General features: G+C 51.8%; 23 protein-coding genes, 1 pseudogene and 1 riboswitch. Of the genes and pseudogenes, 11 read left to right on the top strand and 13 right to left on the bottom strand.

The window, feature by feature from the left end; translation table 11 throughout:
* Nucleotides 1-508: 508 nt before the first annotated feature.
* On the bottom strand, nucleotides 509-1384 hold the full coding sequence (locus EH198_RS08250; RefSeq protein WP_124695069.1) for an NAD(P)-dependent oxidoreductase: 876 nt from the start codon (nucleotides 1382-1384) through the stop codon (nucleotides 509-511).
* Between the two features lie 161 nt (nucleotides 1385-1545).
* A riboswitch (purine riboswitch) is annotated at nucleotides 1546-1644 on the top strand.
* A 51-nt stretch (nucleotides 1645-1695) separates the two neighbouring features.
* On the opposite strand from EH198_RS08250, the gene EH198_RS08255 reads away from it, so the two are divergent.
* Nucleotides 1696-3033, top strand: coding sequence for a 5'-deoxyadenosine deaminase (locus tag EH198_RS08255; protein WP_124695070.1), 1338 nt, complete (start codon nucleotides 1696-1698; stop codon nucleotides 3031-3033).
* Nucleotides 3034-3178: 145 nt separating this feature from the next.
* Here the strand turns inward: EH198_RS08255 and EH198_RS08260 are convergent, their stop codons facing one another.
* From EH198_RS08260 to EH198_RS08270, 3 genes are read right to left on the bottom strand one after another with little or no spacing between them, the layout of a single operon-like run.
* Complete coding sequence (locus EH198_RS08260) at nucleotides 3179-3493, bottom strand: hypothetical protein (RefSeq protein WP_124695071.1); 315 nt, start codon at nucleotides 3491-3493, stop codon at nucleotides 3179-3181.
* Between the two features lie 52 nt (nucleotides 3494-3545).
* The gene (locus tag EH198_RS08265; protein WP_124695072.1) at nucleotides 3546-3962 is read right to left on the bottom strand and encodes a GNAT family N-acetyltransferase; all 417 of its coding nucleotides are present in this window, start codon (nucleotides 3960-3962) and stop codon (nucleotides 3546-3548) included.
* Between the two features lie 29 nt (nucleotides 3963-3991).
* Entirely contained in the window at nucleotides 3992-4828 is an 837-nt protein-coding gene (locus tag EH198_RS08270; RefSeq protein ID WP_124695073.1) for a helix-turn-helix transcriptional regulator, read from the bottom strand.
* A gap of 130 nt (nucleotides 4829-4958) precedes the next feature.
* On the opposite strand from EH198_RS08270, the gene fabF reads away from it, so the two are divergent.
* The gene (gene fabF / locus EH198_RS08275) at nucleotides 4959-6197 is read left to right on the top strand and encodes a beta-ketoacyl-ACP synthase II (RefSeq protein WP_124695074.1); all 1239 of its coding nucleotides are present in this window, start codon (nucleotides 4959-4961) and stop codon (nucleotides 6195-6197) included.
* Between the two features lie 37 nt (nucleotides 6198-6234).
* Here fabF and EH198_RS08280 read toward each other — a convergent pair whose 3' ends face one another.
* The gene (locus EH198_RS08280; protein ID WP_124695075.1) at nucleotides 6235-6777 is read right to left on the bottom strand and encodes a DUF1003 domain-containing protein; all 543 of its coding nucleotides are present in this window, start codon (nucleotides 6775-6777) and stop codon (nucleotides 6235-6237) included.
* Between the two features lie 137 nt (nucleotides 6778-6914).
* Between EH198_RS08280 and EH198_RS08285 the strand changes: the two genes are divergently transcribed.
* Both EH198_RS08285 and EH198_RS08290 read left to right on the top strand, forming a co-directional pair.
* Nucleotides 6915-7496, top strand: coding sequence for an RNA polymerase sigma factor (locus EH198_RS08285; protein ID WP_246014152.1), 582 nt, complete (start codon nucleotides 6915-6917; stop codon nucleotides 7494-7496).
* The gene (locus EH198_RS08290; protein ID WP_124695076.1) at nucleotides 7496-8653 is read left to right on the top strand and encodes a hypothetical protein; all 1158 of its coding nucleotides are present in this window, start codon (nucleotides 7496-7498) and stop codon (nucleotides 8651-8653) included. The genes EH198_RS08285 and EH198_RS08290 overlap by 1 nt, the downstream gene beginning before the upstream one ends.
* A 112-nt stretch (nucleotides 8654-8765) precedes the next feature.
* Here the strand turns inward: EH198_RS08290 and EH198_RS08295 are convergent.
* Nucleotides 8766-9901 (bottom strand): annotated as a pseudogene (locus EH198_RS08295) (glycerate kinase family protein).
* A gap of 239 nt (nucleotides 9902-10140) precedes the next feature.
* On the opposite strand from EH198_RS08295, the gene tnpA reads away from it, so the two are divergent.
* The 4 genes from tnpA (at nucleotide 10141) to wsfD (ending at nucleotide 15162) form a co-directional block, all read left to right on the top strand.
* Nucleotides 10141-10542 carry an IS200/IS605 family transposase gene (gene tnpA, locus EH198_RS08300; RefSeq protein WP_124695077.1) on the top strand — a complete coding sequence of 134 codons (402 nt, stop codon included), beginning with the start codon at nucleotides 10141-10143 and terminating at the stop codon, nucleotides 10540-10542.
* A gap of 3 nt (nucleotides 10543-10545) precedes the next feature.
* On the top strand, nucleotides 10546-11601 hold the full coding sequence (locus EH198_RS08305) for an RNA-guided endonuclease InsQ/TnpB family protein (RefSeq protein ID WP_124695078.1): 1056 nt from the start codon (nucleotides 10546-10548) through the stop codon (nucleotides 11599-11601).
* Nucleotides 11602-11779: 178 nt separating this feature from the next.
* Nucleotides 11780-13678: an LTA synthase family protein gene (locus EH198_RS08310; RefSeq protein ID WP_124695079.1), complete on the top strand. Its 1899-nt coding sequence runs from the start codon at nucleotides 11780-11782 to the stop codon at nucleotides 13676-13678.
* 53 nt (nucleotides 13679-13731) lie between these two features.
* Nucleotides 13732-15162 carry a glycan biosynthesis hexose transferase WsfD gene (wsfD, locus tag EH198_RS08315; protein ID WP_124695080.1) on the top strand — a complete coding sequence of 477 codons (1431 nt, stop codon included), beginning with the start codon at nucleotides 13732-13734 and terminating at the stop codon, nucleotides 15160-15162.
* Between the two features lie 91 nt (nucleotides 15163-15253).
* On the opposite strand, the gene EH198_RS08320 is transcribed toward wsfD, so the two are convergent.
* A complete protein-coding gene (locus tag EH198_RS08320; protein ID WP_124695081.1) occupies nucleotides 15254-17056 on the bottom strand; it encodes a glycosyltransferase in 1803 nt (600 codons plus the stop codon).
* Nucleotides 17057-17068: 12 nt separating this feature from the next.
* Nucleotides 17069-18031: a glycosyltransferase family 4 protein gene (locus tag EH198_RS08325; RefSeq protein ID WP_124695082.1), complete on the bottom strand. Its 963-nt coding sequence runs from the start codon at nucleotides 18029-18031 to the stop codon at nucleotides 17069-17071.
* Between the two features lie 260 nt (nucleotides 18032-18291).
* Between EH198_RS08325 and rfbF the strand changes: the two genes are divergently transcribed.
* The gene (rfbF, locus tag EH198_RS08330; protein ID WP_124695083.1) at nucleotides 18292-19062 is read left to right on the top strand and encodes a glucose-1-phosphate cytidylyltransferase; all 771 of its coding nucleotides are present in this window, start codon (nucleotides 18292-18294) and stop codon (nucleotides 19060-19062) included.
* On the top strand, nucleotides 19029-20138 hold the full coding sequence (gene rfbG / locus EH198_RS08335) for a CDP-glucose 4,6-dehydratase (RefSeq protein WP_124695084.1): 1110 nt from the start codon (nucleotides 19029-19031) through the stop codon (nucleotides 20136-20138). Before rfbF ends, rfbG begins: the two co-directional genes overlap by 34 nt.
* A gap of 526 nt (nucleotides 20139-20664) precedes the next feature.
* On the opposite strand, the gene EH198_RS08340 is transcribed toward rfbG, so the two are convergent.
* From EH198_RS08340 to EH198_RS08360, 5 genes are read right to left on the bottom strand one after another with little or no spacing between them, the layout of a single operon-like run.
* Nucleotides 20665-21606, bottom strand: coding sequence for an NAD-dependent epimerase/dehydratase family protein (locus EH198_RS08340; RefSeq protein ID WP_124695085.1), 942 nt, complete (start codon nucleotides 21604-21606; stop codon nucleotides 20665-20667).
* Nucleotides 21603-22166 carry a dTDP-4-dehydrorhamnose 3,5-epimerase gene (gene rfbC / locus EH198_RS08345; RefSeq protein WP_124695086.1) on the bottom strand — a complete coding sequence of 188 codons (564 nt, stop codon included), beginning with the start codon at nucleotides 22164-22166 and terminating at the stop codon, nucleotides 21603-21605. The genes EH198_RS08340 and rfbC overlap by 4 nt, the downstream gene beginning before the upstream one ends.
* Nucleotides 22163-23170, bottom strand: a complete 1008-nt coding sequence (locus EH198_RS08350) for a sugar phosphate nucleotidyltransferase (RefSeq protein WP_124695087.1) — start codon at nucleotides 23168-23170, stop codon at nucleotides 22163-22165. The genes rfbC and EH198_RS08350 overlap by 4 nt, the downstream gene beginning before the upstream one ends.
* Nucleotides 23167-24147, bottom strand: coding sequence for a hypothetical protein (locus tag EH198_RS08355; protein WP_124695088.1), 981 nt, complete (start codon nucleotides 24145-24147; stop codon nucleotides 23167-23169). Before EH198_RS08355 ends, EH198_RS08350 begins: the two co-directional genes overlap by 4 nt.
* A gap of 29 nt (nucleotides 24148-24176) precedes the next feature.
* Nucleotides 24177-25166: a hypothetical protein gene (locus EH198_RS08360; RefSeq protein WP_124695089.1), complete on the bottom strand. Its 990-nt coding sequence runs from the start codon at nucleotides 25164-25166 to the stop codon at nucleotides 24177-24179.
* Between the two features lie 520 nt (nucleotides 25167-25686).
* Between EH198_RS08360 and EH198_RS08370 the strand changes: the two genes are divergently transcribed.
* Nucleotides 25687-26784 (top strand): glycosyltransferase family protein, encoded by a 1098-nt coding sequence (locus EH198_RS08370; protein ID WP_124695090.1) that lies wholly within the window; start codon nucleotides 25687-25689, stop codon nucleotides 26782-26784.
* Nucleotides 26785-26796 lie beyond the last annotated feature (12 nt).

The raw sequence follows: 26796 nt of genomic DNA on the forward strand, positions 1-26796 counted from the left end.
TTTAAGCCGATTTAGCACACTTAAGAAGGTATGTTATCGGAAATCCAAGCGAACCATTGAAGAAGGAAGAAGCTGTTTCAAAGCAAGACGAAAGTCTTGTGAGAAAGGGGCGGGATTCCATTGGAAAAGGTTAGCGAAGCGTACAATGTACGATAATCGCACACAAGGAAAACGGATGTGACAACGTTTTTCGCGAGAATCGTGTACGCGGGAACCGAAGAACACCCATATGCAAGACATGGAGCTTTCGGTGTAATACTCCGAGAAGAGAATCGGGGTATGAAAAAAGTAAGGAAAATTTGAAAACAATCTGACGATTGTCCAAAGCGGCTAAATACCGAATGGAAATCGGGCAACATGGAATCATCGGAAAATGTATACCATGTCAAGGGTATGGATTGTTGTAGGAGGATATGAATTAATTTGCATAGCCAAGAGGAGACTTAAAACCCCGTTACCGTAATGAAGGTAAACGGGGTTTTAAGTGTTTCATGCGGTTTGACCGGAATCAGCCGCGTCCGGATTCCTTCAATTGCAGCCACACGGCCGCCATATCCAGTTCTCCCTTGCCGCTTCGGTCAGCGGCCGCATACGTTTCTCCGGCGGCTTCGGCCAGCGGAAGCCGGATGCCCGCACGGCGCGCTTCATCCGCGAGCAGCCCCAAATCTTTGGCGACGAGGCTGATCAAGAAGGCCGCAGGGTATGCGTCTTTTACATACATCTCTTTCTTGCCTTCGAACAGCTTCGTGGATACGGCCGATTCGCTGATCATTCGGAGCACCTGTTCACGGTCAAGTCCGGACTTCTCCGCGAACAGCAGCGCCTCGCCTACTCCCTGGGCGACTACGCCGAGCAGCAGGTTGATCGCCAATTTGGCGGAGCTGCCCGCTCCAACATCCCCGAAATGAAGAGTCGCCTTTCCCAGCTTGTCCAAATAAGGCCGGCAAGCTTCAACCGCATCGCGGTCTCCGCCGGCCAGGATGACCAGCTGCGCTTGCTCCGCGGGGCCGACCGAACCCGAAACGGGAGCATCCACATAAATGCCTCCGGCTTCGCCGGTAAGCCGGGCGAATTCCTTGGCTTCCTCCGGGCCGATCGTGCTCATGTTCACTATGTAAGCATTAGGCTTGAGGTGCGCCAGAATCCCTTCTTCCCCGGCAAGCACATCCTTCACCGCACCTCCCTTGGTCAGCATCAGAAAGATGAAATCTGCTCCCTCGGCGGCCTCGGCCGGCGTCCGGCGGATGACCGCCCCATCCTTGCCGAGCGGCTGCGCTCTTTCCGCAGTCCGATTATAGACATGCAGGCCGTTGCCCGCCTTTATCAAATTGCGGGCCATAGGAAGTCCCATGTGCCCTGTTCCGATCCATGCTATTTTTGTCAATGGTATACACTCCTTTTCAAGGACATCATTGTTATTTTAAACCTAATGCGCCGGGATGAATAGTCAATTTTATAGCATCTCTGTGTCGGTTAATGTTTGATATGTAAACTTAGTTCACTTCTATTGACAAATAATCTGTCTCTGAATTAAGATGAAGATAAATTCATAAAATTTGATCTTTTCGTATATCCTTAATGATCGGATTAAGGGTCTCTACCGGAAACCGTAAATTTCTGGCTACGAAAATATGCCCCGGCATGTTTTTGTGGCCTTTTTGCTTTTATTTTTATTTAATTTAGGGGGAGAGAATGATGGGCGGTATACTGATAAAAAATGCGGAACTCATCACGATGAACAAACGGGAGGAAATCCTGCGCGGCGACATCCGGATCAAGGACGACCTGATTGTGGAAATCGGCAGCGGCCTTGTGCCGCTTCCGGAAGAAACGGTGATCGACGCCACGGGACGGACCGTCATTCCGGGCTTTGTGCAGACACATATCCATTTATGCCAGACGCTCTTTCGGGGCAAGGCGGACGATCTGGAGCTGATGGATTGGCTTCGCAAGCGTATATGGCCGCTCGAAGCGGCTCATGACGGGGAGTCGCTGTACTACTCCGCGATGCTCGGTATCGGGGAACTGATCTCCAGCGGGACGACGACGATTGTCGATATGGAGACGGTGCATCACACGGATTACGCGTTCCAGGCCATTGCGAAGAGCGGTATCCGCGCCCTCTCAGGCAAGGTCATGATGGACCAGAAGGGCGGGGATGTGCCCGAGGCGCTTCAGGAGGAAACGGCGGCTTCGCTTCAGGAGAGCGTGGATCTGCTGGAAAAATGGAACGGATATGACGGCGGGCGAATCCGGTACGCTTTTTCCCCGAGGTTCGTGATTTCCTGTACCGAGCCGCTGCTGACGGAAGTGCGTGACCTTTCCGCCCGTTATGGGGTTAAGGTGCACACCCATGCTTCCGAGAATCAGGGGGAGATCGAGATCGTGCAGGCGATGACCGGCATGCGCAACATCGTCTATCTGGATCATATTGGACTGGCGAACGAGCGGCTCATTCTCGCCCACTGTATTTGGCTGGATGAGGAAGAGCGGCGCATTTTGCGGGAACGGGGCGTGCATGTCAGCCATTGTCCAGGCTCCAATCTGAAGCTGTCGTCCGGCATCGCCGACACGCCGGGGCTGATTCACGAGCATGTCTCGGTAAGCCTTGGCGCGGACGGCGCCCCGTGCAACAACAACCTCGATATGTTCAATGAAATGCGGCTGGCCGCGCTGATCCAGAAGCCGCTGCACGGACCGACGGCGATGGACGCTAAATCTGTGTTCCGGATGGCGACGATCGGAGGGGCCAAGGCGGTCGGGATGGAAAATGAAATCGGCAGCATCGAGGTTGGCAAAAAAGCGGACCTGGCGATCCTGAACCTGTATAACTTCCATACGTTCCCTTCCTTTGATGTGGACCCGATCTCCCGGATTGTGTACTCCGCTACGCGCGCGGATGTGGAAACCACGATCATTAACGGCAAAATTTTGATGGACAGAGGCATACTGAAGACGGTCGATAAAGAGACGGTGCTGCGCGAAGCGGACCGGTCGATTCAAAGACTACTGGCCCGCACGCCGCTGGGATAAAAGGTGGATGAGGGTGTCCCCAAAGCCATGGAAATGGCGGCGGCGGCGCCCTTTATTATTTTTGAGGCGGGAATCAGGGGGAGATAGGGGGACAGTCCCTTATTCAGGGAATCCTGCGATGAAGCGGGTCAGGAAGAAAGCCTTTTTAGCCCATTTGCCTGACGCTGAACTTTCGATAAATTCGGATAAGAACATCTATGATTAGTCCAGTCAGGAAGAAAGAAGCAAAATGGATGATATAGGCAGGAAGCTGAACTCTAATAGTCGCACTGTCGGCAGCTAACTTTGCACTCTCAAAATCGAAGATCCAGTGTCGGAATGGCTCAGTATATACAATAGAATTCAGAAGCGGGTTCAATCCGATAAGGAGAATATTTTTATCATCATTTCCCAAATAGTTATTCAAGCCTATTAAAATGCTTATTACTGAAAACCAAAATGTGGCTTTCTTATAAGGCATAAATACCTCCCCTTCCCCTACTGGCGTTATATTACCGAATCTGAAACCTCGTCTACTGGGCAGTCTTCCTCATGAAATGGATGCCACCGAGCTGATCGGTAAACCCCCATTTTTCATAAAAAGCAACTTTATCCGGCTTGCAATACAACTCAATGTGCCGTACGGACTGAAGTTTGGGGTGGGCCGTCACTTGATCCAGCAATATTCGCCCCAAGCCTTTTCCTTGATACGCTTCATGAATAATTACGTCAAATATTAAAGCTTTATAGACAAAATCGGTAAGAACACGGATGAAGCCTATAAGTCTATCGGTTTGGTCCTCACATATGCCAATGATGATATCCGTATGCTCCAGCATTGCCGCTATATCTTCCGGATTTCGGGTGTTGGTCCACCATTCCTGACGGTACAGCTCGCAGAGATCAGCGAATTGACGTTCATTTAACGCTGAGATGATCTTGTAATCCATATTGACTTCATTCCCTTCAAAATATAGATTCAAAGCTTCTTCATCATCTTCATGAGTTTTCTTTCGGTTTCTTCTACCGCCGGAGTATAGATAATACACCGCAAATCGGCGCTGCCGTGAACGTGCATCGAGGTCAGCTCGAACAGCATTTTGCCGGCTTTGGCATGCCGAAACTCGATTAACACGTCCGGGGCGTTGTTCACTGTGCTCCGCTGCCAGAGACGGTCGAAATCCTCGTAGTTTCCGTTCATGTCGCGCAAAAATTCAGTGTACCATTCATCATCTACGTATTGTCCATAATAGGTTCTAAAGATGGCGAGAAAGCCTCCGACAAAATCCTCCCAGTTCACGGCAAGCCTTTGCAGCTCTTTGCGGGAAAACAGCAGACGGATCAAATTGCGCTGCGCGGCGGGAACCTGCTCGAAATCGAGAAAAACATGTCTTGCGGCTTCATTCCAGCCGACGATCTGGCACCGGCGGTCCGTTACAATTGTCGGAGCGTATTGAAGCTCCTGAATGATTTTAAGCAGCGAAGGCCGGATTTTCGAATGAGTCTCGGGAAGAAACCCGGGTCCGGTATGCGTATCCAGCGCGAGCGAGTACAAGTAGTTTCGCTCATCGGCGGTAAGCCGGAGCGCCTTGGAGATATTGTCGAGGACGGATACGGATACCTTGATATCGCGGCCCTGTTCCAGCCAAGTGTACCAGGTTGTGCTGACGCCCGCCAGCTGAGCGACTTCTTCGCGTCTAAGCCCCGGCGTTCTTCTGCGGGTGCCGCCGGGCAAGCCTGCCGACAGGGGCGAAATTTTGGCGCGCTGCGATTTCAGGAAGACGGACAGTGCTTCCAGTCGGGCATCGGCATTCATGAATCATCCCTCCAATATTTGTTATCCTGGCACTCATTATACTAGTTTAAACAACAACTTGTAATAGGATAATTTCCGTGACATGATAACGATGAATTTTAAAATGAAGGATTCATGAGGGGGATTCATGATGGAGAGAGTCGTCATCAGCGGGATGGGGGTCGTTTCGCCTCTCGGCAACGAGGTGGAGGATTTTTGGAATAACCTGAGGAACGGACAATCCGGGATATCCGAAATTGATGCCTTTGATACGTCTGCCTATAAGACTAAATTTGGCGGGGTTGTGCGGAATTTTGACGCGGAAGCCTTGTTCGGGCGCAAAGAGGCGCGGCGTATGGACCGCTTCACCCAATTCGCGGTCGCGGCCGCCGATCAGGCTCTAACTGATTCGGGATTGAAGGTAGAAGGTATGGACCGGGAACGGTTTGGCGTATACGTAGGCTCGGGAATCGGCGGCATTGGGTCGCTGCTGGATCAACATCAAGTGCTGCTGGAGCGGGGACCGGATCGGGTGAGCCCGACCTTGGTGCCGATGATGATTTCCAATATGGCCGCAGCCTCAATCAGTATTCGTTATGGCGCCATGGGTCCTACATTATCACCCGTTACGGCTTGCTCCATCGGTAATACGGCCATTGGCGAAGCCTTTCGGGCTATCCGGTTCGGCGAGGCCGACGTTATCCTGGCCGGGGGAGCAGAAGCGGCAATCAATGGAATCTCGCTCGCCAGCTTCGGCAACGCACATGCTCTATCCGTCCGTAATGACGACATCCGGCGGGCCAGCCGTCCGTTTGACGCTGAGAGAGACGGATTTGTGATCGGCGAGGGGGCGGGCATTCTCGTCCTGGAGTCGCTCACCCATGCGCGTCGCCGGGATGCGCGGATCTACGCGGAGGTGATCGGCTATGGAGCCAGCTCCGACGCCTATCATATGGTGGCGACTCATCCGGAAGGAAGAGGGGCTTATCAGGCGATGAAGCTGGCGCTGAAAGCGGCCGGGCTGACACCGGCGGACATCGATGTGATTAGCGCGCACGCGACCAGCACGGAGATGGGAGACCTCTCCGAAACGAAAGCGATCAAGACCCTGTTTGGAGCTGACGCTTACCGCATTCCGGTTACGGCCAACAAGTCGATGACGGGACATATGCTCGGCGCGTCCGGCGGAGCCGAAGCGATTGCCCTGGTCAAGAGTTTGGAGAACAACGTCATTCCGCCTACTATAAATTTGGAACGGCCCGATCCGAACTGTGATTTGGACTATGTACCCAATGAAGCCAGAGTTCGGAATCTGCAAATCGGCATGTCTAATTCTTTCGGATTCGGCGGGCATAATGCTGTGATTGTTATTCGGAAGTACCCGGAATAAGAGCCACCGCCCAGTTAGTACGTCGAAGCCATTTAGCTCATTCGGACGCTGAACTGTTCTTCTGCTGAGTCATGAGAAAGGATTTCAGCTCCTGAAGCTCCGTTTCAATCCGGTGCAGATGACCCTGCATATCGTCGATCTCCTGCTCCGCCTTGTAGTTGATCGCAAAGTCAATGATCGCCTCATGTTTGTCCCGTGCAGCCTGCCGGTTCTGGCTCATCATGATGACCGGCGCCTGGAACGCGGACAGAAAGGACAGGCATAGATTCAGCAGAATAAACGGCGGCGTATCAAAATGCCGGGTAAAGCTGAGCAAGTTCCAAATAATCCACAGTGCCAGAAAACAAGTGAAATAAGTGATAAACTTCCAGCTTCCGCCGAAAGAGGCGATGCGGTCGGCCAATTTTCCGCCGAGGCCCGTCTGCCTGCTGTATTCCTCTTCCAGATGGGCGACGATGCGTTTTTCATAAAGCTCTACATAGTTGTCAATGCGCCCTTTATGTTTGTCGTTCAGTTCAATGCCGAAACCATTAATGGTCACGTCCTCGGGCGGGACCGTTTTTGCGTTTTCTTGCGTCATTGATTGCCCTCCTTGGGTAAAAAGAATGCCATCATCTTACTCCATCCTTTTCCATTTGTATATGGTATGAATAGGGAGTGCTTTTATTATCCGGTAACGGGAACCAAAGCGGCTGTGACTTCGTCTAATCCAGTGAGGTGAACGCAGTGAATTTCGATGAGTTGAAAGACGCAGACCATATGGACGAAGACACGCTTCGGGCTGTGATGGAGCGTTTCGGCGGCGACGTCTGGAATTACATCTATTATCTGACTTCAAGCCCCGAGCAGGCCGACGGGCTGGCGCAGGAAGTATTTGTGAAATGCTATTACCGCATCGGGACGTACCGGGGAGGATCTTCTTTTCAAACCTGGCTGTTCTCTATTGCGCGCAATGCGGTGTTCTCCTACCGAAAATCCCGATTTTTCAAAGCAAGTCTGTGGGGAGATATCGCCTCGCTGCCGGATCGAACGGAAAAGATCGGGGTAAACGCCGGCGGAGGTATGGTAGTTGCGGCTTCGGCGGAAATGCAGTATTTCAGCAGCATGCATGTCAATGAAATCTGGGATGTGATTATGAAGCTCCCCGCAGGTTTCCGTGAAGCGCTTGTGCTCGATTTGAAGTACGGGATGTCGGCAAAAGAAATAGCAGAACTTACGGGCTGGTCGCCCGGAACCGTCAAATCGAGGCTGTATCGCGCCCGCCGCAAGGTTCAATCCAAGCTGAAGGAGATGGAATAATGGACAACAAGCCGAATTGGTATGAACGGGCGGAAATCGGCCCTTTTGAAAAGCGCGGATTTACGGCGGAGCATGCGGAGAATGTGATCCGAACGATCCACGAGGGCCGACACCGTGCTGCCCTGAAAAGCCGGGGTACCCGCTATACGAAAACAACCGTTGCCGTATGCATTGCGCTGACAATCGCCGGGTTGGGCTGGACGGCAGTGGATGGCCCGCTCTCCGGCTACCGGGGAACGGATAACGTTTCTTCAACTGCTGCGGGAGTTGTTAATGAAGCGAACATGAGGAGTACGGCCGATAAGGCGATGCGGGATATGGTGGGTACCTCTTTTCCTTTGGAATACGCAGACCACCTGCTGAAAAAGAAGCAGATGCTCTATTCGTACCGCAGTGGATACAATACCGCCAAAATATGGATCAGCACGGAAACGGGAGCAATGGTACGGGCGCAGGTTAACAGCTCGCTTAAACCCGGGGAGGTCGATAAGAAATGGAGTGATGGAGCAAGAGTAGTGATGGCGAGCTTAGGGTATAAAGGAAACTTTGTTTACAGGGCCTCGCGTTATGTCGATTATGATGCCGCCAGAGACAAGTCGGTAGCTATTCATACCACTTTATCAGCAAAAGATGCCACGGTCGGCCTTATTAACGGAAAGATTGCGGTATTTAGTTGCGAAATAGACGTCGGAACCCTAGACCCTGAAGTGGTGGAAGCGGGGATTAAAGCGCTAAAGATCATGAACAAAAACAGTAAAAATCCTTCTCTGACCGGAGCCTCCCTAGTGGTTAAAGGAACAGAGGATTTGCTGACGCTGCGTTTCAGCGGCGAGGCATCCGTTACGATGGACAACAGGGTCCGGGTAATCTACGGGGCGAGCGATCATGCTCTGTTCGACGGGAAGGCAGGCTCCGCTTCGGTACAGGCCGAGCGGGACAAACAACTGTTGGCTGTAAGTGAGAAGAAGCTGCGGTTGGAGGTAGAAACTCTGGCTTCGGCCTACGACTTAAATCTTGCACTTGAGGATTATCAATTCAAGAAAAATCCGAAAGCTCCCGGTATCGCCACATTCACCAAGCCGGGAGTTCCGGCTATCACGATTTCCTACAACATTTCGGGAAAAATATGGAGTTTTTCGGTTGATACTCTAAAATAATTTTCGCGGCCGCATCGCCAAAGCCGCAATATCCCGGCTGTGCAGGATGGAACGGTCTGCGCCGTGAACAGCGGACCGGATCATCGCCTGCCTCAGCTTCATTGACGTTCTCTTAATCGCTTAGCTTCAGTACCCTCGCGATATTTTCGCAGGTTCGCTCCACATTGCGCGGCCCTTCCGCCAGCAGCTTCTCAAGGCCCGATGCGCCCGGAACAATGCCGAATACCGCGTCTATGCCTTCCGCATACAGCGTATCGATGCCCTCGCCGATATACCCGGCGAGGGCAATTACCTTTTTGCCGCGTTCTTTGGCGGCCCAGGCTACCCCATAAGGGGTTTTGCCGAATTTGGTCTGAAAATCGATGCCGCCTTCCCCGGTAAACACAAAGTCCGCATCCGCCAGCTTCTCTTTAAGGCCGGTATATTCCACAACAATCCTGATGCCTTTGCGGAGCTCCGCCTGCGTAAAGATCAGCAGACCCGCGCCCAAGCCGCCGGCCGCTCCAGCTCCCGGAATATCCCGCACCTCCTTCTGAAGCTGCCGTTTCACGACCTCCGCATAGTGGGCGAGGTTGGCGTCCAGCCTGCGCACCATCTCGGGCGTGGCTCCTTTTTGCGGACCGAACACATAAGAGGCGCCATGCTCCCCGCACAGCGTAACGTCGCACGCCACAATCAGCTCTACATGTCGTAGCCGTTCATCGAGCGAGGAAATGTCAATACGGGCCAGCCGGTCCAGACTTCCTCCTCCCCGGGGCAGGGCCTTCCCTTCCTCGTCCAGAAATTGGGCTCCGAGCGCTTCGGCCATGCCTGTGCCACCGTCATTCGCGCGCTTCCCCCGATGCCGATGATGATTTTCCGGATACCCTGGTCCAGACATTCGCGAATCAGCTCGCCCGTTCCGTAGGTTGTAGTGATCAAAGGGTTTTTCGTTTTCGGGGTCACCAGATGAATTCCGCTTGCCGACGCCATCTCGATTGCTGCGGTCGTCCCGTCGCCCAGAATGCCGTACTTGGCTGTCACCGGCTGCCCGAGCGGTCCCGTTACTTCCTTGCAGCGGAATTGTCCGCCCGTGGCGTCGACCAGCGACTGCACCGTTCCTTCGCCGCCATCGGCCATCGGAACATGAATATAATTAGCCGACGGGTAGACCTTCCGAAGTCCTTTTTCCATCGCAACGCAGACTTCTTTGGCCGTCATGCTCTCTTTAAAGGAATCCGGCGCCAGCACAAAAGTCTTCTCTTTCATTTTTTCACCTCTTCGTTCATGATTAAAGCGGAAATCCATAAATATATAAGCGTTGCGTAATCACCTTTGAGGTTCGCTCTATTTTGACTATAATGGGTATTACAGCATTTAGCCAAGAAAGCCCTTGCCTTTAGGCATGGGATGAATTGGCTTAGGACAAGGGCTGTCTTTAGACAGCTTAATTATCCTACATCCACACGGATTGTTGCAGTTTGGTATTGAACTGATACCATAGAATTATGAGACAAGAGTATAGAAGAACCGCAACCACCGTATCGTTAATCAACTACCATTTTGTGTTTTGTCCGCGTTATCGAAGAAAAGTATTGGTTAACCAAGTAGAAGCCCGATTTAAAGAGCTTGTGCAAGCGCTTTGTTTAAAAAACGATTGGCTCATTGTCGCAATGGAAGTTATGCCTGATCATGTAAACATCTTTTTGAATGTGCTGCCGACCGACTCTCCCACGGACATTATGGCAAAATTGAAAGGAGCGACTTCACGGGACCTGCGTCAAGAATTCGAACACTTGAAGCATTTGCCAAGCCTTTGGACACGTTCTTTTTTTTTTGTCAGTACCGTAGAGAACGTATCCAGCGAAACAATAAAGCGCTATGTCGAAGAGCAAAAGACAAGGGGGTGAACCATGCAAACCGTAACCGTTAAAATACATATATTTCCAAACGATGCTTTTTTATTGCAGGAAATGGGAAACGAATATATTCAAACGGTCAATCGGCTAACCGAACAAGCGGAATCATCGGGTATATTTCCAAAGCTAACCTCCAAGGATGTAAAGGCTAATCTTCCCTCCGCAGTGAGAAATCAAGCGATTCGAGATGCGCGAAGCATTGATAAAAAGACGAAAAAGCAAGGGAAACGCCCGATTTTAAAGCGGAGAGCCTACTATGTGAACAATCAAAACTATTCGCTTGGACGGGATACTGTCTCCTTTCCCGTCATGGTGGATGGAAACGTACAGCGGCAGACGGTTTCGGCTTGCATAACCGAACGGGAACAAGGCTTGCTGTCAAGCGGAAAACTTGGGCTCTTGAAAGTTGTCGAAAAATCAGGCAAGTGGTACGTTCAGATCAGTATAGAAGTAAAGACCGAACCAGCGGCTGGCGACGTAACGATGGGGATTGATCTCGGATTAAAAGTCCCTGCAGTCGCTGTCACCTCAACAGGCAAAACCAAGTTCGTCGGCAACGGCAGACAAAATAAATTTGTTCGCCGCAAATACCAAGAGCGTCGAAGGAAGCTGGGAAAGCTCAAAAAGCTATCCGCCATCCGCAAGCAAGAAAACAAAGAGCATCGCTACATCAAAGACCAAAATCACAAAATCAGTCGAAAGATCGTGAATATGGCGATCGAAGAACAAGTATCGGTCATCAAGATCGAAAAGTTGACGAATATTCGCCAGGCGACAAGAACAAGTCGTAAAAACGCTAAAAATCTGCATAACTGGTCGTTCTATCAATTGCAAACGTTTATAGCGTATAAAGCCGCTTTGGCGGGCATCCAAGTGATAGAAGTGAACCCTGCATACACTTCGCAAACATGCCCGGCGTGCAGTAAGCGCAATAAAGCCAAGGACAGAACGTATCAGTGTTCATGCGGGTTCCACGCGCACCGTGACAGAGTTGGGGCGATTAATATCATGCGTCAACCTGTGGCAGATGGCAACAGTCTGTCAGCCTAGTTAGCTATATGCTCTGAACTAGAATGGGCGAATGAGATCGCCCTGAACTTGGGGGAACTACGGATAGCAGAAATGCAATTCCGACTACCACCCAAGAATCCCACGGATCCGAAGGTGTCAGCGTGCCCCTTCAGGGGTGGGAGTCTCAAATGAATTTTACAAATAAGAGGGGAAAGTCATGAACGAAAAAAATAAAAGGGCTGCCGTCGGATTCTATTCCGTATCCGCGCTGCTCGTGCTAAAGCTGCTGCTGCTGCGGATGCTGTTCTTTGACCGGATCGCCTGGGAGTGGGTGCTGGCGGATGCCGCGCCGGTGCTGCTGCTGATGGGAATTCTGGCCGTCGCCGTGCCTTCCCGGGCAAAGAATGCCGCATTCTGGATGTTCAGCGGCCTGCTGTCGCTGCTGCTGTTCGCCGCAAGCGTCTATTTCAATCATTTCGGCTCGGTGCCGACTTATCTGGCTCTTTATGAGCTGAATCAGGTGTTCCAGATCAGGGACAGCGTGGAGTCGACGATTCAGCCGGTCGATTATTTGTTCTTTGCGGATTTTGCGGTCTATGCCATGTACCGCTTGTTCCGCCGTTGGAAGCCGGCCCCGAGAGACATGCGCTCGGCTTACTCGCCTCCGAAGCATCGGGGCGCCTTTCTGGCCGTACTGTTCGTCTCGATCATCGGAGGCGCTTCGCTGTCCGCCTATTCGATTCATGCCTCGGCGGGAATCACGAACGAGCTGGTGCAGGCGGAAAGCGCGGGCTTCCTGAATTACGAAGTCGTCGCCGCCATCCGGGAGCGGCAGAACAGCGAACTGGTCGGCACCGGCAATATCAAGGATACGATCGCCAAGGTGGAGGCGCTGGAGTCCTCTTATAACTACGGCGGAGCGCCGTCCGGCACGCCTTCCGCCGCCTACTATGGTTCCATGAAAGGCCAGAATGTCATTGTCGTGCAGATGGAGGCTTTTCAGAACTTCCCGCTGCATCAGTCGCTGAACGGGCAGGAGCTTACGCCGAATCTAAATAAGCTGGCGGATGAAGGACTTTATTTTCCCCATATCTTTCAGCAGATCGGGCCGGGCAACACATCGGATGCCGAATTTATGAGCAATACGTCTATCTATCCCATCGGAACGCTGGCCATGTCCACGGGTTTCGGGGACCGGACGCTGCCGAGCCTGCCGCGCGTGCTGGAGAGCAATGGCTACGAAGCCTATACGTTCCATGTCAATAAGGTGGGCTTCTGGAACCGCAAGGAGCTGTACGCGGCGATAGGCTTCAACGGTTATTACGATAAGCCGTATTTCAAAGACGATCATTTCAACGCCTTCGGCGCTTCGGATGAACAATTGTACATTACCGGAGTGCAGAAGCTGGCCGAGCTGAAGAGGAAAGGGACGCCTTTTTACGCCCAGTTCGTGACGGCCTCCAGCCATCACCCTTTTCAGGTTCCGGATGCGTTCAAGAAGATAACCGTTCCAGATGATCTCAAGGGAACGATGCTCGGCGATTATCTGACCGCGATTAACTATACCGATTATGCGATCGGGACCTTGATTGACGGACTGAAGCAAAGCGGACTGTGGGACAGCACGCTGCTGGTATTTTACGGCGACCATTTCGGCCTTCAGCCGCAGGACGTCCCGCCGGAGCAGGTGGAAGGCGCGCTTGGGGTCAAATACGATTCCCGGATTAGCCGGTTCAATATTCCGCTTATTATTCACATGCCCGGCTCGGAACGGGGGAAGACGGTCGAACGGACGGGGGGACAGCTTGATATTATGCCGACCCTGGCCAATCTTCTAGGCATATCGCTGAAAAAGGAAGGGGTTACGCCGTTCGGACACGACCTGCTGAATATCCGCCGCAATGTGCTTGGGATGAGGTACTATTTACCGTCGGGTTCTTTCTTCAATGACGATATAATGTTCGTTCCGGGCAAGAGCTTTCAGGACGGCGAGGCCGTTTCGCTGAAGACGCTCCGGCCGGTTGCCGATTTTGCCAAGTATGAACAAGACTACAAGTATATTTTGCAATGGATGAGCTTGTCCGACGAATATGTGAAGCTGCTGCCGAAACGTTAGCAGTTCCGGTGCGTGGGCTGAACGATGAAGAAGAAACTGGGAGAGAAAAGACAATGAAACGATGGTTTAAACCGCATGTTCTGGCGACGGCGGCGGGCTTCGGCCTGCTGCTCGGCCTGCTGTTCCTCGGGCCATTCGTCGGCGTGGCCGACAATGGAGATTTCCTGCGGATGATGAACACGATCGGACTGAATTATTACGACGCTTCCGAGACGTATCAAGACCGTTTTTTCAGCTACAGCCATTCCCGGTTCGCGTACGAGAATCTGTTTAGGGGGTTCTACCCTTCTTCGCAAATTTTTCTCGTGCTGGCGCCAAGGCTGCTTGGCGGCCTGTTCCATGGAAGCTGGTTCGACATCCGGCTGCTGGCTGCGGTATACGGTATTTTGCTGCTCGCGGCGACCTGGCTGCTGGTCAAGCATAATGTCCGCGGCTCTTATATTACGGGGCTGCTGCTGGCTGGAGCGCTGCTGTTTGTCTTTTACGATATCGGCTATCTTGCGTATTTCAATTCGCTGTTCGGCGAGCCGGTCTCGCTCGTATTCATGCTGCTGACTTTCGCACTGGGGCTGAGGCTTCTTTCAAGGGAGACTCCGTCGGTCAAGGACCTGTGGCTCTTTTTTGCCGCCGTTGTCTTCCTGATCTGCTCCAAAATCCAGAACGCGCCCATCGGAGTCGCCTTCGCTTTGATCTTTCTGCGGTTCGCGTCGCTACAGGGGGCTGCGGGCTTCCGCAAAGCGGCGATACGCTTCTCCATCGCAATCTTTCTCATTTCGGTCATCATGTACGCCGCCGCGCCCAAGGATTTGAAGCATATCAACCTGTACCAGACGGTATTTTACGGCATTCTGAACGGTTCGCCGGATGTGAAAGGGGACCTTGGGGAGCTGGGGCTGCCAGAAAGGCTGGAGGTGCTGGCGGGCACGAATTATTTTGAGAGCGGCACGGCGATCAAGCAGGATGACCCGTCGCTCGTTCCCGATTTTTACAGCCGGATTTCCCACAAGGATGTGCTGCTGTTCTATCTGAAGCATCCCGGCCGTCTGCTGGACAACATGCGTTACGCCGCAGCGAACAGTATGGCGATTCGCCCTTCGTATCTCGGGAATTTCGAGAAAGCGGACAATAAGCCGCCGGGCGCTCTCGCCTATACCTACAGCGGTTGGAGCCAGTTTAAAAATAATGTTCTGCCGCATAATCTCGCCTTTCTGGCCGTATTCTACGGGTTTTACTATGCCGGGGCGTTGTACGAGTACCTGCGAAGCGCGGAACGGCGCCGTCGCGTGGCCATCGAGCTGATGATGCTGCTCGGACTCATTGGGCTGTTCGCCTTCCTCGTTCCGATCCTCGGCGACGGCCGCGCGGACATCGGCAAGCACTTGTTTCTGTTCAATGTCTGCTTCGATATGATGGCTGTCACGATGTTCGTCTGGGTCGTTCGGAAACTGACAGGATGGATGTTCCGCCGCGGTAACTCTTACTGACGCGGTTAGCACTGATAAGCCGTGACGGCTATCCCGTCACGGCTTTTTCGCCGACATTTGATAAGCACCATGTAAAAGCATCGGGTCAATGTTAGTTATAGTACTTGGATACTCGCTCATACAGCTCCACCAGCTTTGGAAATACGCCCAGCTCTTTGACCGCGGCGATATCTTCATTGACCGCCTTCTCTTCTTCATACCAGGATGCCGGACGGGCAAGGGGCAGCGCGACTGAATTATTGTACCGAAGGCTTGCGATCATCAGGTCAAGCGTCTGGTTCAGGTAATGATGCAAAGACTGGAACCGGTTCTTGTATATCGCCCGGATATTGTTATAATCCGACAAATAATCGTTAAGGCCAGGCAGGGTCACATAGTCAGGCACCATGGTTAGAACGAATAATTTGATCTCCATCTCTTGAGGATACTTTTCACAAATTTTAATGAAATTCCAGCGGGCGTCGATGTGATTATTTGAAGAAACCGGATGCTCCTGGTGGTAGTTAACCAATGCGTCATCATGAATAAATATCGCTCCATTTCGGGCGGCTCGGTATCCGAGTTCCCAGTCCTCCCAACCGAATCCCTCGAAATGTTCCTCGAATCCGCCAAGCTCATCATAAAAACGTTTGGTCATTGAGGCATTATTTGTGATCAGATTCACCCAGGCGTAATGAAACAGTTTAAATCTGCTGCCATAGGTTTGCAGGATGTTCTCGAAGAATTCATTCTTGTTGCTCCACTGGTTAAGGTGTCCGGGATCAAACATCATTTCAAAGGGGAGCAGCTGTACCGGCGTCTCGTCTCCCTGCATCAGCCGCTCAACGATCGGAGCGGCGATCGGGTGACCGGAATACAAAGAGCTCATTGCCGCCTTCTGTCCGGAAGAATAACCGGGGCCGGTCATCGTATACAGGAGTCTGGAACGCATGGCCCCGGATACAACCTTGTTTTCTCCGCTTTGATGGTAATTGACATGGTTCATGACATAATCCGGTCCGCATATCATCTCGGCATCCACAAAGAGCAGGGTATGCCCCACGGCAATGCTTGTGCCGATGTTTCGGATCTTGGATCTTCCTCTGCTCTTCAGCTGCCGCACATAAATAAACGAATATTCCGGATACACCGAGTAGTAAACGACAGGCGTAGGATCGGTAGAGCCGTCATCCAGAAAAATAACCTCCAGCTGCTGAAGCGGAAACTGCTGCCGCTCCAGACTCAGCAGGGAAAAATAGTTCAAAGGGCAGCGGTTATAGGAAGGCATAATCACGCTCGCCGCAAACGTTCTTTTGATCCCCCTGATCACCGAAATACTTCTGCTTGGATCGCGGTAAAAATAGAGACCGGCCTCCTCCCCATCCAGGTTCGAGAACATGTAAGCCCGGATTTCTTCCTCGCTCCGGGCCGCCGACCATAAGCGAAACTCCCGGACCTGACCTTTGAAAGTGCCATACATATGTCCTCCGAGGCCAAGAGAGGGAATAATCCGTTCGACATTGGTAGCCATGCCTTCTCCCTTTACCCAGGTTCCGTTAATATACAGCCGCAGCTTCTTGTCGTCGCAGACGACGGCAACATGCTGCCATTCCGAGAAATCATGCGCAAAGACGAGCCTTGCGGGAAGATGATCTACGCAATGTTCAAACACCGAGATTCCGTTCGTGCCCACCGAGATTCCGCAGCCCGCAGCTCCTACCGGGTGGAAATCCGGTCCCACCAAAAACTTTCTTCCACTTATGCCGTCCGCCCCTGTATTCCGTTCTTCATCCAGAATTTGTTCCTCTTCCGCTTTTACCCAAAATTCATAAGTAAAGGTATTGCTGATCTCACAGGTTCTCTGAAACTTAATCCAGCCGTTGCCGTCAAACCGCAATGTGCTTCCTTCATACATGAATAATCCCTCCTATTTTCCCCCGTACTCCGAGATCGCTAATTGATACAGTGAGAGATAGCCTTCGACCATTCTGGATACCGAAAAACTTTCCTCGACATGGTATCTTAATTGATCGGGGTGATAGGGGGCTTGATAATAATAAAGTTTTTCTGCCATTTGTTCGATTGAGTCACACATCATCTCGGGGAAGGGCTCCAGTATTTCCGGCACAGCGCCCTTCGACAGAGCAAGTACAGGAGTCCCGCAGGCCATCGCCTCAATCAGCACAAGCCCGAACGGTTCCGCCCACTGGATGGGGAAGAGAAGACATTTCGCGTTCTTTAACAAATCCTGGCGGATTCTCCCGCCGACCGGACCGACAAATTGGAGCAGAGAGTTGCGTTTCAACCGGGGAGAAATCTCACTATAAAATAGCTCTTCATCATGGAGCGGTCCGGCTATAACGAGCCGCTGTCCGGTCATTTCCGCAAGATCCATCGCCTCGAGTATTCCTTTTTCCCGGACCACTCTGCCCATAAAGAGAAGATAATCTTCTTTTTCATAGCTGAACTCATATTCTTCAGGAACAATACCGTTGTGAACATCAAATCCGTATCCGCCGCCTATCGTTTCTCTGGCACTTCGACTAACATATATTGGAAATTTAACGGGATTGTAGACCGGCAGATGAATGGTATGCACTAACGGAACATTTACTTCAATACGGCTGAGCGCAGAATCAAAGGTATGGTCATGAATAATGTCAATGTTTTGCGGGAGATTTTCCATGACATAAGATCCGATGGAGTCATCTCCGCAAAATGGATAGGGAATGACTCTTCCCGGTATATGGCTATCGGATGGAGCAAAGAGAATAACCTCATGCCCCTTATAGGCTAACCCTTTGGAAAGCTCATAGATGATGCGTTCCGTTCCTCCATCCCTGTGGGGAGGGACTGTTTCATGATTTGGCGCGACTTGCAGAATTCTCATGGAGAACCCTCCTGTACTTAAGCGTTGTGTATGGACTAAGACATCATATGATTTTCGTTTCGTCGCTGCATACGGAGTCTGCCTATAACCTGAATAATCCTTCTGCTCAGGCCTGGTCAAAATATGCGGATGGCCCGGTGCAATTGTCCATAGCTATAGTCCTTCCGCAGGAATCTATTGTAGGAGGAGGAGACGTGGAGGGCGAACCATGATCAAATCGCATTGATAATTTTACGCGAATCCTGAAAGGGGATATCCTGATGAAAGCAGTAATTCTGGCAGGAGGCTACGGTACGCGCATCAGTGAAGAGTCGCACCTGCGGCCGAAGCCGATGATCGAGATTGGAGAAAAACCCATCCTGTGGCACATCATGAAATTGTATTCCCATTACGGATTTAACGACTTTGTAATTTGTCTGGGCTATAAAGGCAATGTAATCAAAGAATATTTCTCTAACTATTATCTCTATAATTCCGATGTCACGTTCGATTACACCAATCACAATGAAATGTTGATCCATCAGCGGAAGGCAGAGCCGTGGAAGGTTACTCTGGTGGATACGGGACTAGAAACGCTGACAGGAGGCCGGTTGAAAAGGATTGCCGAGTTCATCGGCGAGGAGACGTTTATGATGACTTACGGCGACGGCCTCTCCTCGGTTGACCTTGACGCCCTGCTGGCATTCCACCGCAGCCACGGCAAAACAGCCACGGTAACCGTAACCCAGCCTCCGGGACGGTTCGGAGCGATGCAGCTAAGTGACGGGCAGAGGGTCGAGGCCTTCCAGGAGAAGCCAAAAGGAGACAACTCATGGATTAATGCCGGATTTTTCGTGCTGGAACCGCAAGTGTTTCAATATATTGAGGGAGATCGAACGGTCTTTGAGCAGGAGCCGCTGGAAAGACTTTCCCGGGAAGGTCACCTGATGGGTTATAAATTCGAAGGCTTTTGGCAACCGATGGATACTTTGCGGGATAAGAATTATTTGGACCAATTATGGAAATCGGGGAATGCTCCGTGGAAAAAATAAACTTTTGGAAAGGTAAAAAGGTGTTCCTTACCGGCCATACGGGCTTTAAAGGTTCGTGGCTGTCCATTTGGCTGCATCAGCTCGGAGCCGAGGTCACCGGCTACTCCGAGGCGCCTCCGACCGAACCCAGCCTGTACGAGTGCTGCAGTGCCGGTCGGCTTCTAACCTCAATCACGGGTGATATCCGGGATGCCGCCCGCCTACAGACGGCAATGCAGGATGCCGATCCCGATATCGTGTTTCATCTCGCTGCGCAGCCGCTTGTCAGGGAATCCTATCAGAGGCCGGTGGACACGTATGCGGTTAATGTTCTGGGAACCGTGCATGTACTCGAAGCAGTGCGCCAGAACAATTCCCAAGGAGGCAGGATTAAGGCCTTTGTCAATGTGACGACAGATAAATGCTACAGCAACAAGGAATGGTATTGGGGATACCGGGAAAATGAAGAACTTGGCGGCTTTGATCCGTATTCCAACAGCAAAGCCTGCTCCGAACTCGTCACCGCTTCGTATCGCGATTCCTTTTTTAATCCCGGCCGGTATCAGGAGCATGGAGTGGCCATCGCATCGGCAAGAGCCGGCAATGTGATCGGGGGCGGAGATTGGGCCGGTGAAAGACTTATCCCGGACAGCTTCAGAGCCTTCTGCAATCAAATTCCTTTGGTGATCAGAAGTCCGCACTCGGTACGCCCCTGGCAGCATGTGCTGGAGCCGCTTGGCGGTTATCTGCTGCTGGCTCAGCGGTTGTACGAGGAAGGAGTTAAATATGCGGAAGCCTGGAATTTCGGACCGGAGGAGGAGGATGCGCAGAGCGTAGAATCGGTGGTCAGCCGTTTTTGCCGTTTATGGGGAGAGGGGGCAGCCTATGAAGTTGTACCCGATCATAAGCTTCATGAAGCCGCTGCGCTGAAGCTCGACTGCTCCAAGGCAAAGGCCCGGCTCGGCTGGCGGCCGAGGTGGAATCTCGATACCGCCCTGGTTCAGACCGCTGCCTGGTATAAAGCTTATTTGAATGGGGAAGACATGCTTGAGCTCTGCCGCGCTCAGATCAGGCAGTTTGAGCAGGCAGGAGACTGATTCAAGAGAAGTTATAGCTGGAACGGGGTGTCCCATTAGCCATAGAAATGGCTGCTGGGAGGCCCTTTTTTGAGGTGGGATTTGGTAGGGGGACGGGGCCACTCAAATGGAAGCGGGATAATGCAGAATACCTGAAATTGTGCATCTTTTGGTCGTGTGAGAATGAACATTCTGAGATGTGCCTGCAAAAATACACTTTTTTTCCGTTCAGCCTCAAGCTCAGTCAGCACAGCCTCTAATTCCTGTATAATAGTAGGATGGATTTCCATGTGAATAAACGTTTTTGATCAAAAATAGCTGCACTTTAGCTGTTTTCAAGACGCTGAGCCCAAATCACAGCCAACCTGGCCTTGTCCCTTGATGTTGGAGCGGTTGCCCTGATTCCTAACTTAAGGTTCGATGGGTGTTGACGAATAGAACAGCAGAAGCCGGCAAGTCTTTCAATAACGGAAAGACCTGCCGGCTTTTTAACTCCTCATTGCATTTTAAAATGATTCACTTATGGGGGAGCCCGGACTTTTTATGCTCAGTGAGCCAAACGGTCCAGGCTGAGGAAGATGAGGCGGATCTCCTTTCGGAAATCCTCGGCTCCCAGGTGTTCCTTGAATCCGTACCGGTCTTCCAATTTCCGCAGGCATATTTCAAACCGGTTCTCCTGCTGCGGCTCATCGCCTTGAACGAGCAGCTGAACCGGATCGGGATACATTTCATCGTGAACTTGCTTGACGCATTGCGCAGCTTCCAGAATGGTCATATGGAATGGGGAGCCGAGATTCAGCGCATCGTAGGAAGCGGGGAAGTTCGCCAGCACGGCGCTTGTCGCTTTGGCCACACTTTCGACACTAACAAAATTTCTTCTTTGTTTTCCCGAAGAGCGAATCGTAATGGTCTTGTTGAAGAACGCTTCCCGGCAAAAGCAGGCCGGAACCAGACTCCAGCGGTTTATGGTCGGAGACGCAAAGTGGCCGTACACATTCGTCGGCCTGATGCTGACAGCCCGCAGCAGCCCTTTTCTTGCGTACATTTCCGTATACAGTTCAGCCACCGCATGATTGGCGGCGTAATCGTTCTCGGGGCGCACAGCCGATGTTTCCGTGATCAACCCTTGCAGTTCCGATCCGAGCACCTGGATGGTCGAAAAGAAAATCATTTGCGGTATTCCGTTGTTTACGGCAAAATCCAGCACATTTTTGGTCCCAATCAAAGAGAGCTTTATGCCTTCCCGGCCATCTTTGGAAACGATATCGTTGGCGGCTGCCAAATGAATCACGGCATCTCCGCCAAGGCGGAGCCCGGGAAAGTCGTCAGAGAGAACATCCGCCGCAATATCCTCGTAGGCTCCCGCCGAATCGGCTGCATACGCCGGCAGGCTGCGGAAAATCCGTACGACCTCATGGCCTTCCCGGCGCAGCTGCTCGCACAAAAAGCTTCCGATAAATCCTCCCGCTCCGGTCACAATATATCTCATGCCGTATCAAGCTCTTTGTTTTGCGAAATGAACATATCAAGCGTAGGCAGATTCTTGTCTTTATCAGAGAGAATGGGAGTTTCCGTCGGCCACCTCACAGCGATGGAAGGGTCGTTCCAGCGGATGCCTCCATCATTCGCAGCGGAAAATTCCCGGTCTACCTTATACTGTACGGTGCAATGATCGCACAGCGTGCAGAAACCGTGGGCGAAGCCTCGCGGAATATAGATCATCGCCCGGTTGTCCTCGGACAGCTCCAGACTGTCCCACTCTCCGAAGGTCGGGGAGTCTTTTCGCAGATCTACAAATACGTCAAGCACGGCACCGGCAGCGACTCTTACGAGTTTGGACTCCGAACTGGGGGAATATTGGAAATGCAGTCCCCGGATCGTTCCCTTGCGGATCGTCACCGATTGATTCTCTTGTACCCAATGGCGATGAATGCCGTAAGAGGAGAGGATGGACTCGTCGTATGTTCTCATAAACAGTCCCCGGTGATCGCTCAGCGGAGACAGGCGGATTTCAAAGACGCCTTCCAGCCTTCTGGGAATAATCTTCATCCTTGATCTCCTCCGATCTTAGGGGCGAATGGTCCTGTAGCGGAGGAGCCTGTGATGCTCGCCTCATCGCCGAAAATGCCGGCAAGAACCTCCTTGCCGGTGCCTCTGATTGTGACATCCCGCAGCAGAATACTGTGTGCAAGATGGCATTCCTCCAAATGGGCTCCGGACATGACCGAAACGAAGGGGCCGATCGTGCAGTTTTTTAATACGCAGCCGGAACCGATAGCCACCGGAGCGTGAACAGTGCAGTTGACTAAAGTGGATTTCTCGGAAATGTCGTTCTTCTCTCCGTAAACCTCGTTCATCATCCAGTTGTTAGCCTCAAGCCACCGCTCTGAGGTCCCTACGTCGGAGCAATGCTGTGAGGTTATCGCATAGGCTGCTCTTTCTCCGCTGTCGATCAACCGTTGAATGGCGTCCGTTATTTCCAGCTCTCCCCGGTCAGAAAGCGTCAAGGCTCGAATATAATCAAAGATTCCGGGTTTAAAGGCATAGCTTCCGACCACCGCAAGATTGCTTTTGGGGAATCGCGGCTTCTCTTCCAGTTTGATAATTTGGGTTTCATTAATTTCAGCAACACCGAAATGCTGCGGATTGTCCACGTGAGTGAGCAGGATGCAGGCAGCCGAGTGCTCCAGACGGTCGACCAGCGTCTTCAGCGGTTCTTTGATCAAATTGTCGCCGAGAAGCAGGATGAAATCACTTTGTCCGATAAAATCCTCTGCCGCGGCAACCGCATCCGCAATGCCCCGCGGCTCTTGCTGGTACATATAAGTCAGGGATACCCCGAATTTTTCTCCGCTGCCCGCGGCGCCGCAAATCATCTTTTCCTGGGACGGATGGATCACGATACCGATGTCACGGATGCCTTCATCGGCCAGCTTTTCAATCGCATAGAAAAGAATCGGTTTATTGGCGACAGGAAGCAGCGTCTTCGGTTGGGTAAGCGTAAACGGTCTTAGGCGGGAGCCTTTTCCGGCGCAGACGATCAGCCCCTTCATATTCCTCCGTCTCCCTCGCGGGAGCCGAAAGGATCGCGGCCTGACTCAAATGCCTGAATATCGCTGCCGTACGCTTTCCTTTCTTGGACCGTTACCGGACTGCCGTCCAGATAATAGTCATAACTCCAGGGGACCTGGGAAAGTTCCTCTTTGCCCATAGTATCCATCTCCTCCAAATAGAGCTGCAGCAGCCCGTAGAGCGGGTTTCCGCGGTCGGGAATCCACTGGCTCATGCAATACTGCAGCATCCCGTGCAATCCGGAATAGTGATAGCATACGAACGGATAATTATTTTCAAGCCAATAGCGTCCATTCTCTTCCCGGACTATCTTCCGGCAGGGCTCATGCAGGTTCCAGGCGGCGACATTATAACCCGGATGCTTCCATACTTTAACGTTGAACAATGCCGGCGCCAGATCCACCCACTTCTGATCCACAAAAAAAGGAGCGTCATAATGGCAGTAGCTGTACAGCCGCTGTCCCCACCAGTCCAGAAAGCGCATCGCTTCCTCTGATCTTCGAAGAGCCACAAAACCGGTATTAAAAATGCCATGATGCAGATACCCCATCGGTTCGCCACTTGGCTCTATCCGGTGAGGGGATAATAGAATATCATGATGCTCCAGGGCGGCCAGCAGATCGTCGTAAGGAGCATAAGCGATGATATCGGTATCCATGAATACCACATTCATCTCCTCCGGATGCCGGTCGAATAATAAACGGAGAAACGCCGGTTTGATGGAGGTTACCCCCTCAAGCAGACTGTATTTAAAGATGCTTCCTTCAAACCGGGGAATCCCCAGATCTTTGGCAAGAATAACCTCATCAAACCACGGTACGTCAAGTGCCGCCGGATGAATCTCCCGTTCCATCAGACAGATGACAACCCAGGCATACGGCATATGATATTTGGCTGCTCTTGCCATCATTTTTGCCTCATGCAGGTTGTCGGCACAGGTCACTGAACAAATAATCATGGATTGCCTCCTTATCATTAATCGGGTGATTAGAAATCACTGTGGTTTGAAAGATAGAAGGGATTCCCCTCAATCGAACGGTTTATTTTGGCTTCTCTATAGCGTAATTTGGTTTCATCTGCAATTTTCTCCCCGCTGTAAAAGTAGTCGTAGGCCCAAGGCAGGGCGGGGTGTTCAAGATAGAGCCAATCGAGATTTTGCTTATACTCGCTCCACAATTGTCTAAAGGCCCCGTCATGGGGGACATAGGTATCTATGCAGCTATCCAGCAATCCCAAAAAATTGCTGAAGTTCACACAGTGGAGGGAGACGTAGTGGGTCAGACAGTATCCATCACCCGACCAATAGAGCTTTCTGCCGTTCTCATGCAGATTCCAGAATGCCAGATTATAACCCGGATGACGAAGTACGCCAGCATTGAAAAAAGCGGGTACGAAATTCAGATAAGGCTGATCGGTAAAAATTCCGTTTGGCTGTCCGCCGAAATCGCCTGCAATGATCGTCATCCACCATTTTGCAAAATTACGTCCTTCCTGAGAGTTCTTTACGGCCACAAGACCGCTGTGAAAGGTGCCGTCCTGCAGCGTGCCGATTTCACGGGAACAATCCCAAGCATCCGAGGGTTCCAGATGGTGGGGGGTTAATACAACATCATAGTAACTGAGCATTTGTTCGATTTCGTTAAACGGCTTAAACACATACATCTCCGGATCAAGATAGACAATATGCTCTTCCCCCGGAAAGGCTTCAAGAAGATAGGTTAACAGCCGCCCCTTCATCGCCGTGCCGCATTGGAGGGAATTAAACTTGAATATATAGTTGTCAAAATCCTCAAATCCGAGGTAAGCGGAGATTTCTCTGGCCGTAAAAATCCAGTCAACATCCGGCAAGGTTCCCGCCTGAGTCTCTTCAACCAGGCAGACTAAAACTTTGGCGAAAGGCATTTGCCGTTTGACTGAATTTGCCATAAGCCTTGCTTGGGCTAATCCGGACGCATTAACTACCGTACCGATAATCAAAATAGGTCATCCTCCTTATTCTGGTATCCGAATACTGCAGTATATAGGTTGCATTCGTATACCGGAACGGCGCCTGTCTCCCTAATGGCACTCCAAATTCAACTCATGACGGGGTCGAGCAAGGATGCCGGGAAGTGCCCCAACATCTGTACCTCGCGTGATTGAATGTGAAAAATATTACAAATCCGAGCGTCATTCATGAACGCTTTGGGTCCGGACGAAGGCTGCTTATCCACTCGTCGATGTAAGAAGCTACATTGATAGTAGCTTTATAGCAGCTTTCGGCACGCAAAAAGAATGCCCCCTTCCGAATTAAATCCCCAGGCGGCGGCAACTCCCTCCAGCAGGGGCGATTTGCCGCTGCCGTTCTCCCCTAAGTCCAGGCCTACATGTCCAGCTTGTACGGTTGCCGGAGGGCATCTGCCAATTTATCGCCATTACGGACAGGTGTCCATGAGGCGGATATCTCCGAAGCATATAACTATACTGTCATCAGAATACGACAGGGTAGGGTGAGGCTGTGAAAGCGAAGATATTGCAGGAGCGAAATCAGGGCTACCGTGACGGCTACCGGCAGGGCTACCATCTTGGTCTGTGCGAAGCTGTGAAACGGTTGAATCCGGTTTCTGCCGGTCTCCAGCGTCCCTTAAGGCTGATGTATGTCCCGCAGGGATTCGATGCGATTGACGCCGGGGTAACGGAGGCGCTGACCGGTCTCGTTACCGAGCTGATCGTATGCCCGGCGCAGGCCATGCTGGAGACCGCTGTCCGGGAATCTCCGGAAGCGGTGCTGGTCATGAACGGGCTGCATGTATTTCCGGATGACCATTTGGAGCAGATCGTGGAAATCCGCAGGAGGGGCATCTCCACCGCCATCTGGTTTGTCGACGACCCTTATTTTACGCAGGATACGGCTGTTCTTTGCCGGCATTACGATCATGTCTTTACGCACGAGCTGGGATGTGTGGAATTTTACCGGTCACATGGAGTGGGATCGGTGCATTATTTACCGCTGTGCGTCAATCCGGGAATGTTCAACCCCCGCCGCACCGGGCCGGAGTATTGCTATGACATCGTTTTTATAGGCAATGCTTTTTTTAACCGGACCGAGCTGTTCGACCGTCTGGCCCCTCTGTTAATCCGGCACCGGACACTTATCGTCGGCGGATTCTGGGAGCGGCTCAGAACGTACGACACGCTGTCTCCGTTCATCCACAATGGCTTTATTCCTCCGGAGGAAACGGCGAATTATTACAGCGGCTCGAAGCTCGTCATCAATATTCACCGTCCCTGGGAGTCGGGACAGGATAACCGCAATTCGTATCACATTCCCGGAAGATCCATCAACCCGCGAACCTATGAGATCAGTGCTTGCGGCGCGATGCAGATTACGGATGTACGGGAGGATCTGGCGAAACATTACCGGCCGGGTTATGACCTGGAGACCTTCGGCTCGCCCGAGGAACTGGAATCCAAAATTGAATACTATCTGAAACACGAGAAAGCCCGGCGGAATTTCGCCTTGAGAGCTCTTCGCACGACACTTCAGAACCATACCTTTGCAGCCCGGCTGCCAAGGCTGCTTGATGTGATCGACGAGACGCGAACGAGACATTAATTAAAAAGGAGC

Source organism: Paenibacillus rhizophilus, from assembly GCF_003854965.1.
Lineage (GTDB): Bacteria > Bacillota > Bacilli > Paenibacillales > Paenibacillaceae > Paenibacillus_AQ > Paenibacillus_AQ rhizophilus.

What these genes read in the sequence shown, in the direction of transcription:
- EH198_RS08340 (WP_124695085.1), bottom strand. Translation starts at nt 21,606, where the DNA reads ATGAGATATATTGTGACCGGAGCGGGAGGATTTATCGGAAGCTTTTTG.
- EH198_RS08260 (WP_124695071.1), bottom strand. Translation starts at nt 3,493, where the DNA reads ATGCCTTATAAGAAAGCCACATTTTGGTTTTCAGTAATAAGCATTTTA.
- EH198_RS08290 (WP_124695076.1), top strand. Translation starts at nt 7,496, where the DNA reads ATGGACAACAAGCCGAATTGGTATGAACGGGCGGAAATCGGCCCTTTT.
- EH198_RS08325 (WP_124695082.1), bottom strand. Translation starts at nt 18,031, where the DNA reads ATGAGAATTCTGCAAGTCGCGCCAAATCATGAAACAGTCCCTCCCCAC.
- EH198_RS08305 (WP_124695078.1), top strand. Translation starts at nt 10,546, where the DNA reads ATGCAAACCGTAACCGTTAAAATACATATATTTCCAAACGATGCTTTT.
- rfbF (WP_124695083.1), top strand. Translation starts at nt 18,292, where the DNA reads ATGAAAGCAGTAATTCTGGCAGGAGGCTACGGTACGCGCATCAGTGAA.
- EH198_RS08310 (WP_124695079.1), top strand. Translation starts at nt 11,780, where the DNA reads ATGAACGAAAAAAATAAAAGGGCTGCCGTCGGATTCTATTCCGTATCC.
- rfbC (WP_124695086.1), bottom strand. Translation starts at nt 22,166, where the DNA reads ATGAAGATTATTCCCAGAAGGCTGGAAGGCGTCTTTGAAATCCGCCTG.
- EH198_RS08350 (WP_124695087.1), bottom strand. Translation starts at nt 23,170, where the DNA reads ATGAAGGGGCTGATCGTCTGCGCCGGAAAAGGCTCCCGCCTAAGACCG.
- tnpA (WP_124695077.1), top strand. Translation starts at nt 10,141, where the DNA reads ATGAGACAAGAGTATAGAAGAACCGCAACCACCGTATCGTTAATCAAC.
- rfbG (WP_124695084.1), top strand. Translation starts at nt 19,029, where the DNA reads ATGGAAATCGGGGAATGCTCCGTGGAAAAAATAAACTTTTGGAAAGGT.
- EH198_RS08280 (WP_124695075.1), bottom strand. Translation starts at nt 6,777, where the DNA reads ATGACGCAAGAAAACGCAAAAACGGTCCCGCCCGAGGACGTGACCATT.
- EH198_RS08265 (WP_124695072.1), bottom strand. Translation starts at nt 3,962, where the DNA reads ATGGATTACAAGATCATCTCAGCGTTAAATGAACGTCAATTCGCTGAT.
- EH198_RS08355 (WP_124695088.1), bottom strand. Translation starts at nt 24,147, where the DNA reads ATGATTATTTGTTCAGTGACCTGTGCCGACAACCTGCATGAGGCAAAA.
- EH198_RS08255 (WP_124695070.1), top strand. Translation starts at nt 1,696, where the DNA reads ATGGGCGGTATACTGATAAAAAATGCGGAACTCATCACGATGAACAAA.
- fabF (WP_124695074.1), top strand. Translation starts at nt 4,959, where the DNA reads ATGGAGAGAGTCGTCATCAGCGGGATGGGGGTCGTTTCGCCTCTCGGC.
- EH198_RS08320 (WP_124695081.1), bottom strand. Translation starts at nt 17,056, where the DNA reads ATGTATGAAGGAAGCACATTGCGGTTTGACGGCAACGGCTGGATTAAG.
- wsfD (WP_124695080.1), top strand. Translation starts at nt 13,732, where the DNA reads ATGAAACGATGGTTTAAACCGCATGTTCTGGCGACGGCGGCGGGCTTC.
- EH198_RS08270 (WP_124695073.1), bottom strand. Translation starts at nt 4,828, where the DNA reads ATGAATGCCGATGCCCGACTGGAAGCACTGTCCGTCTTCCTGAAATCG.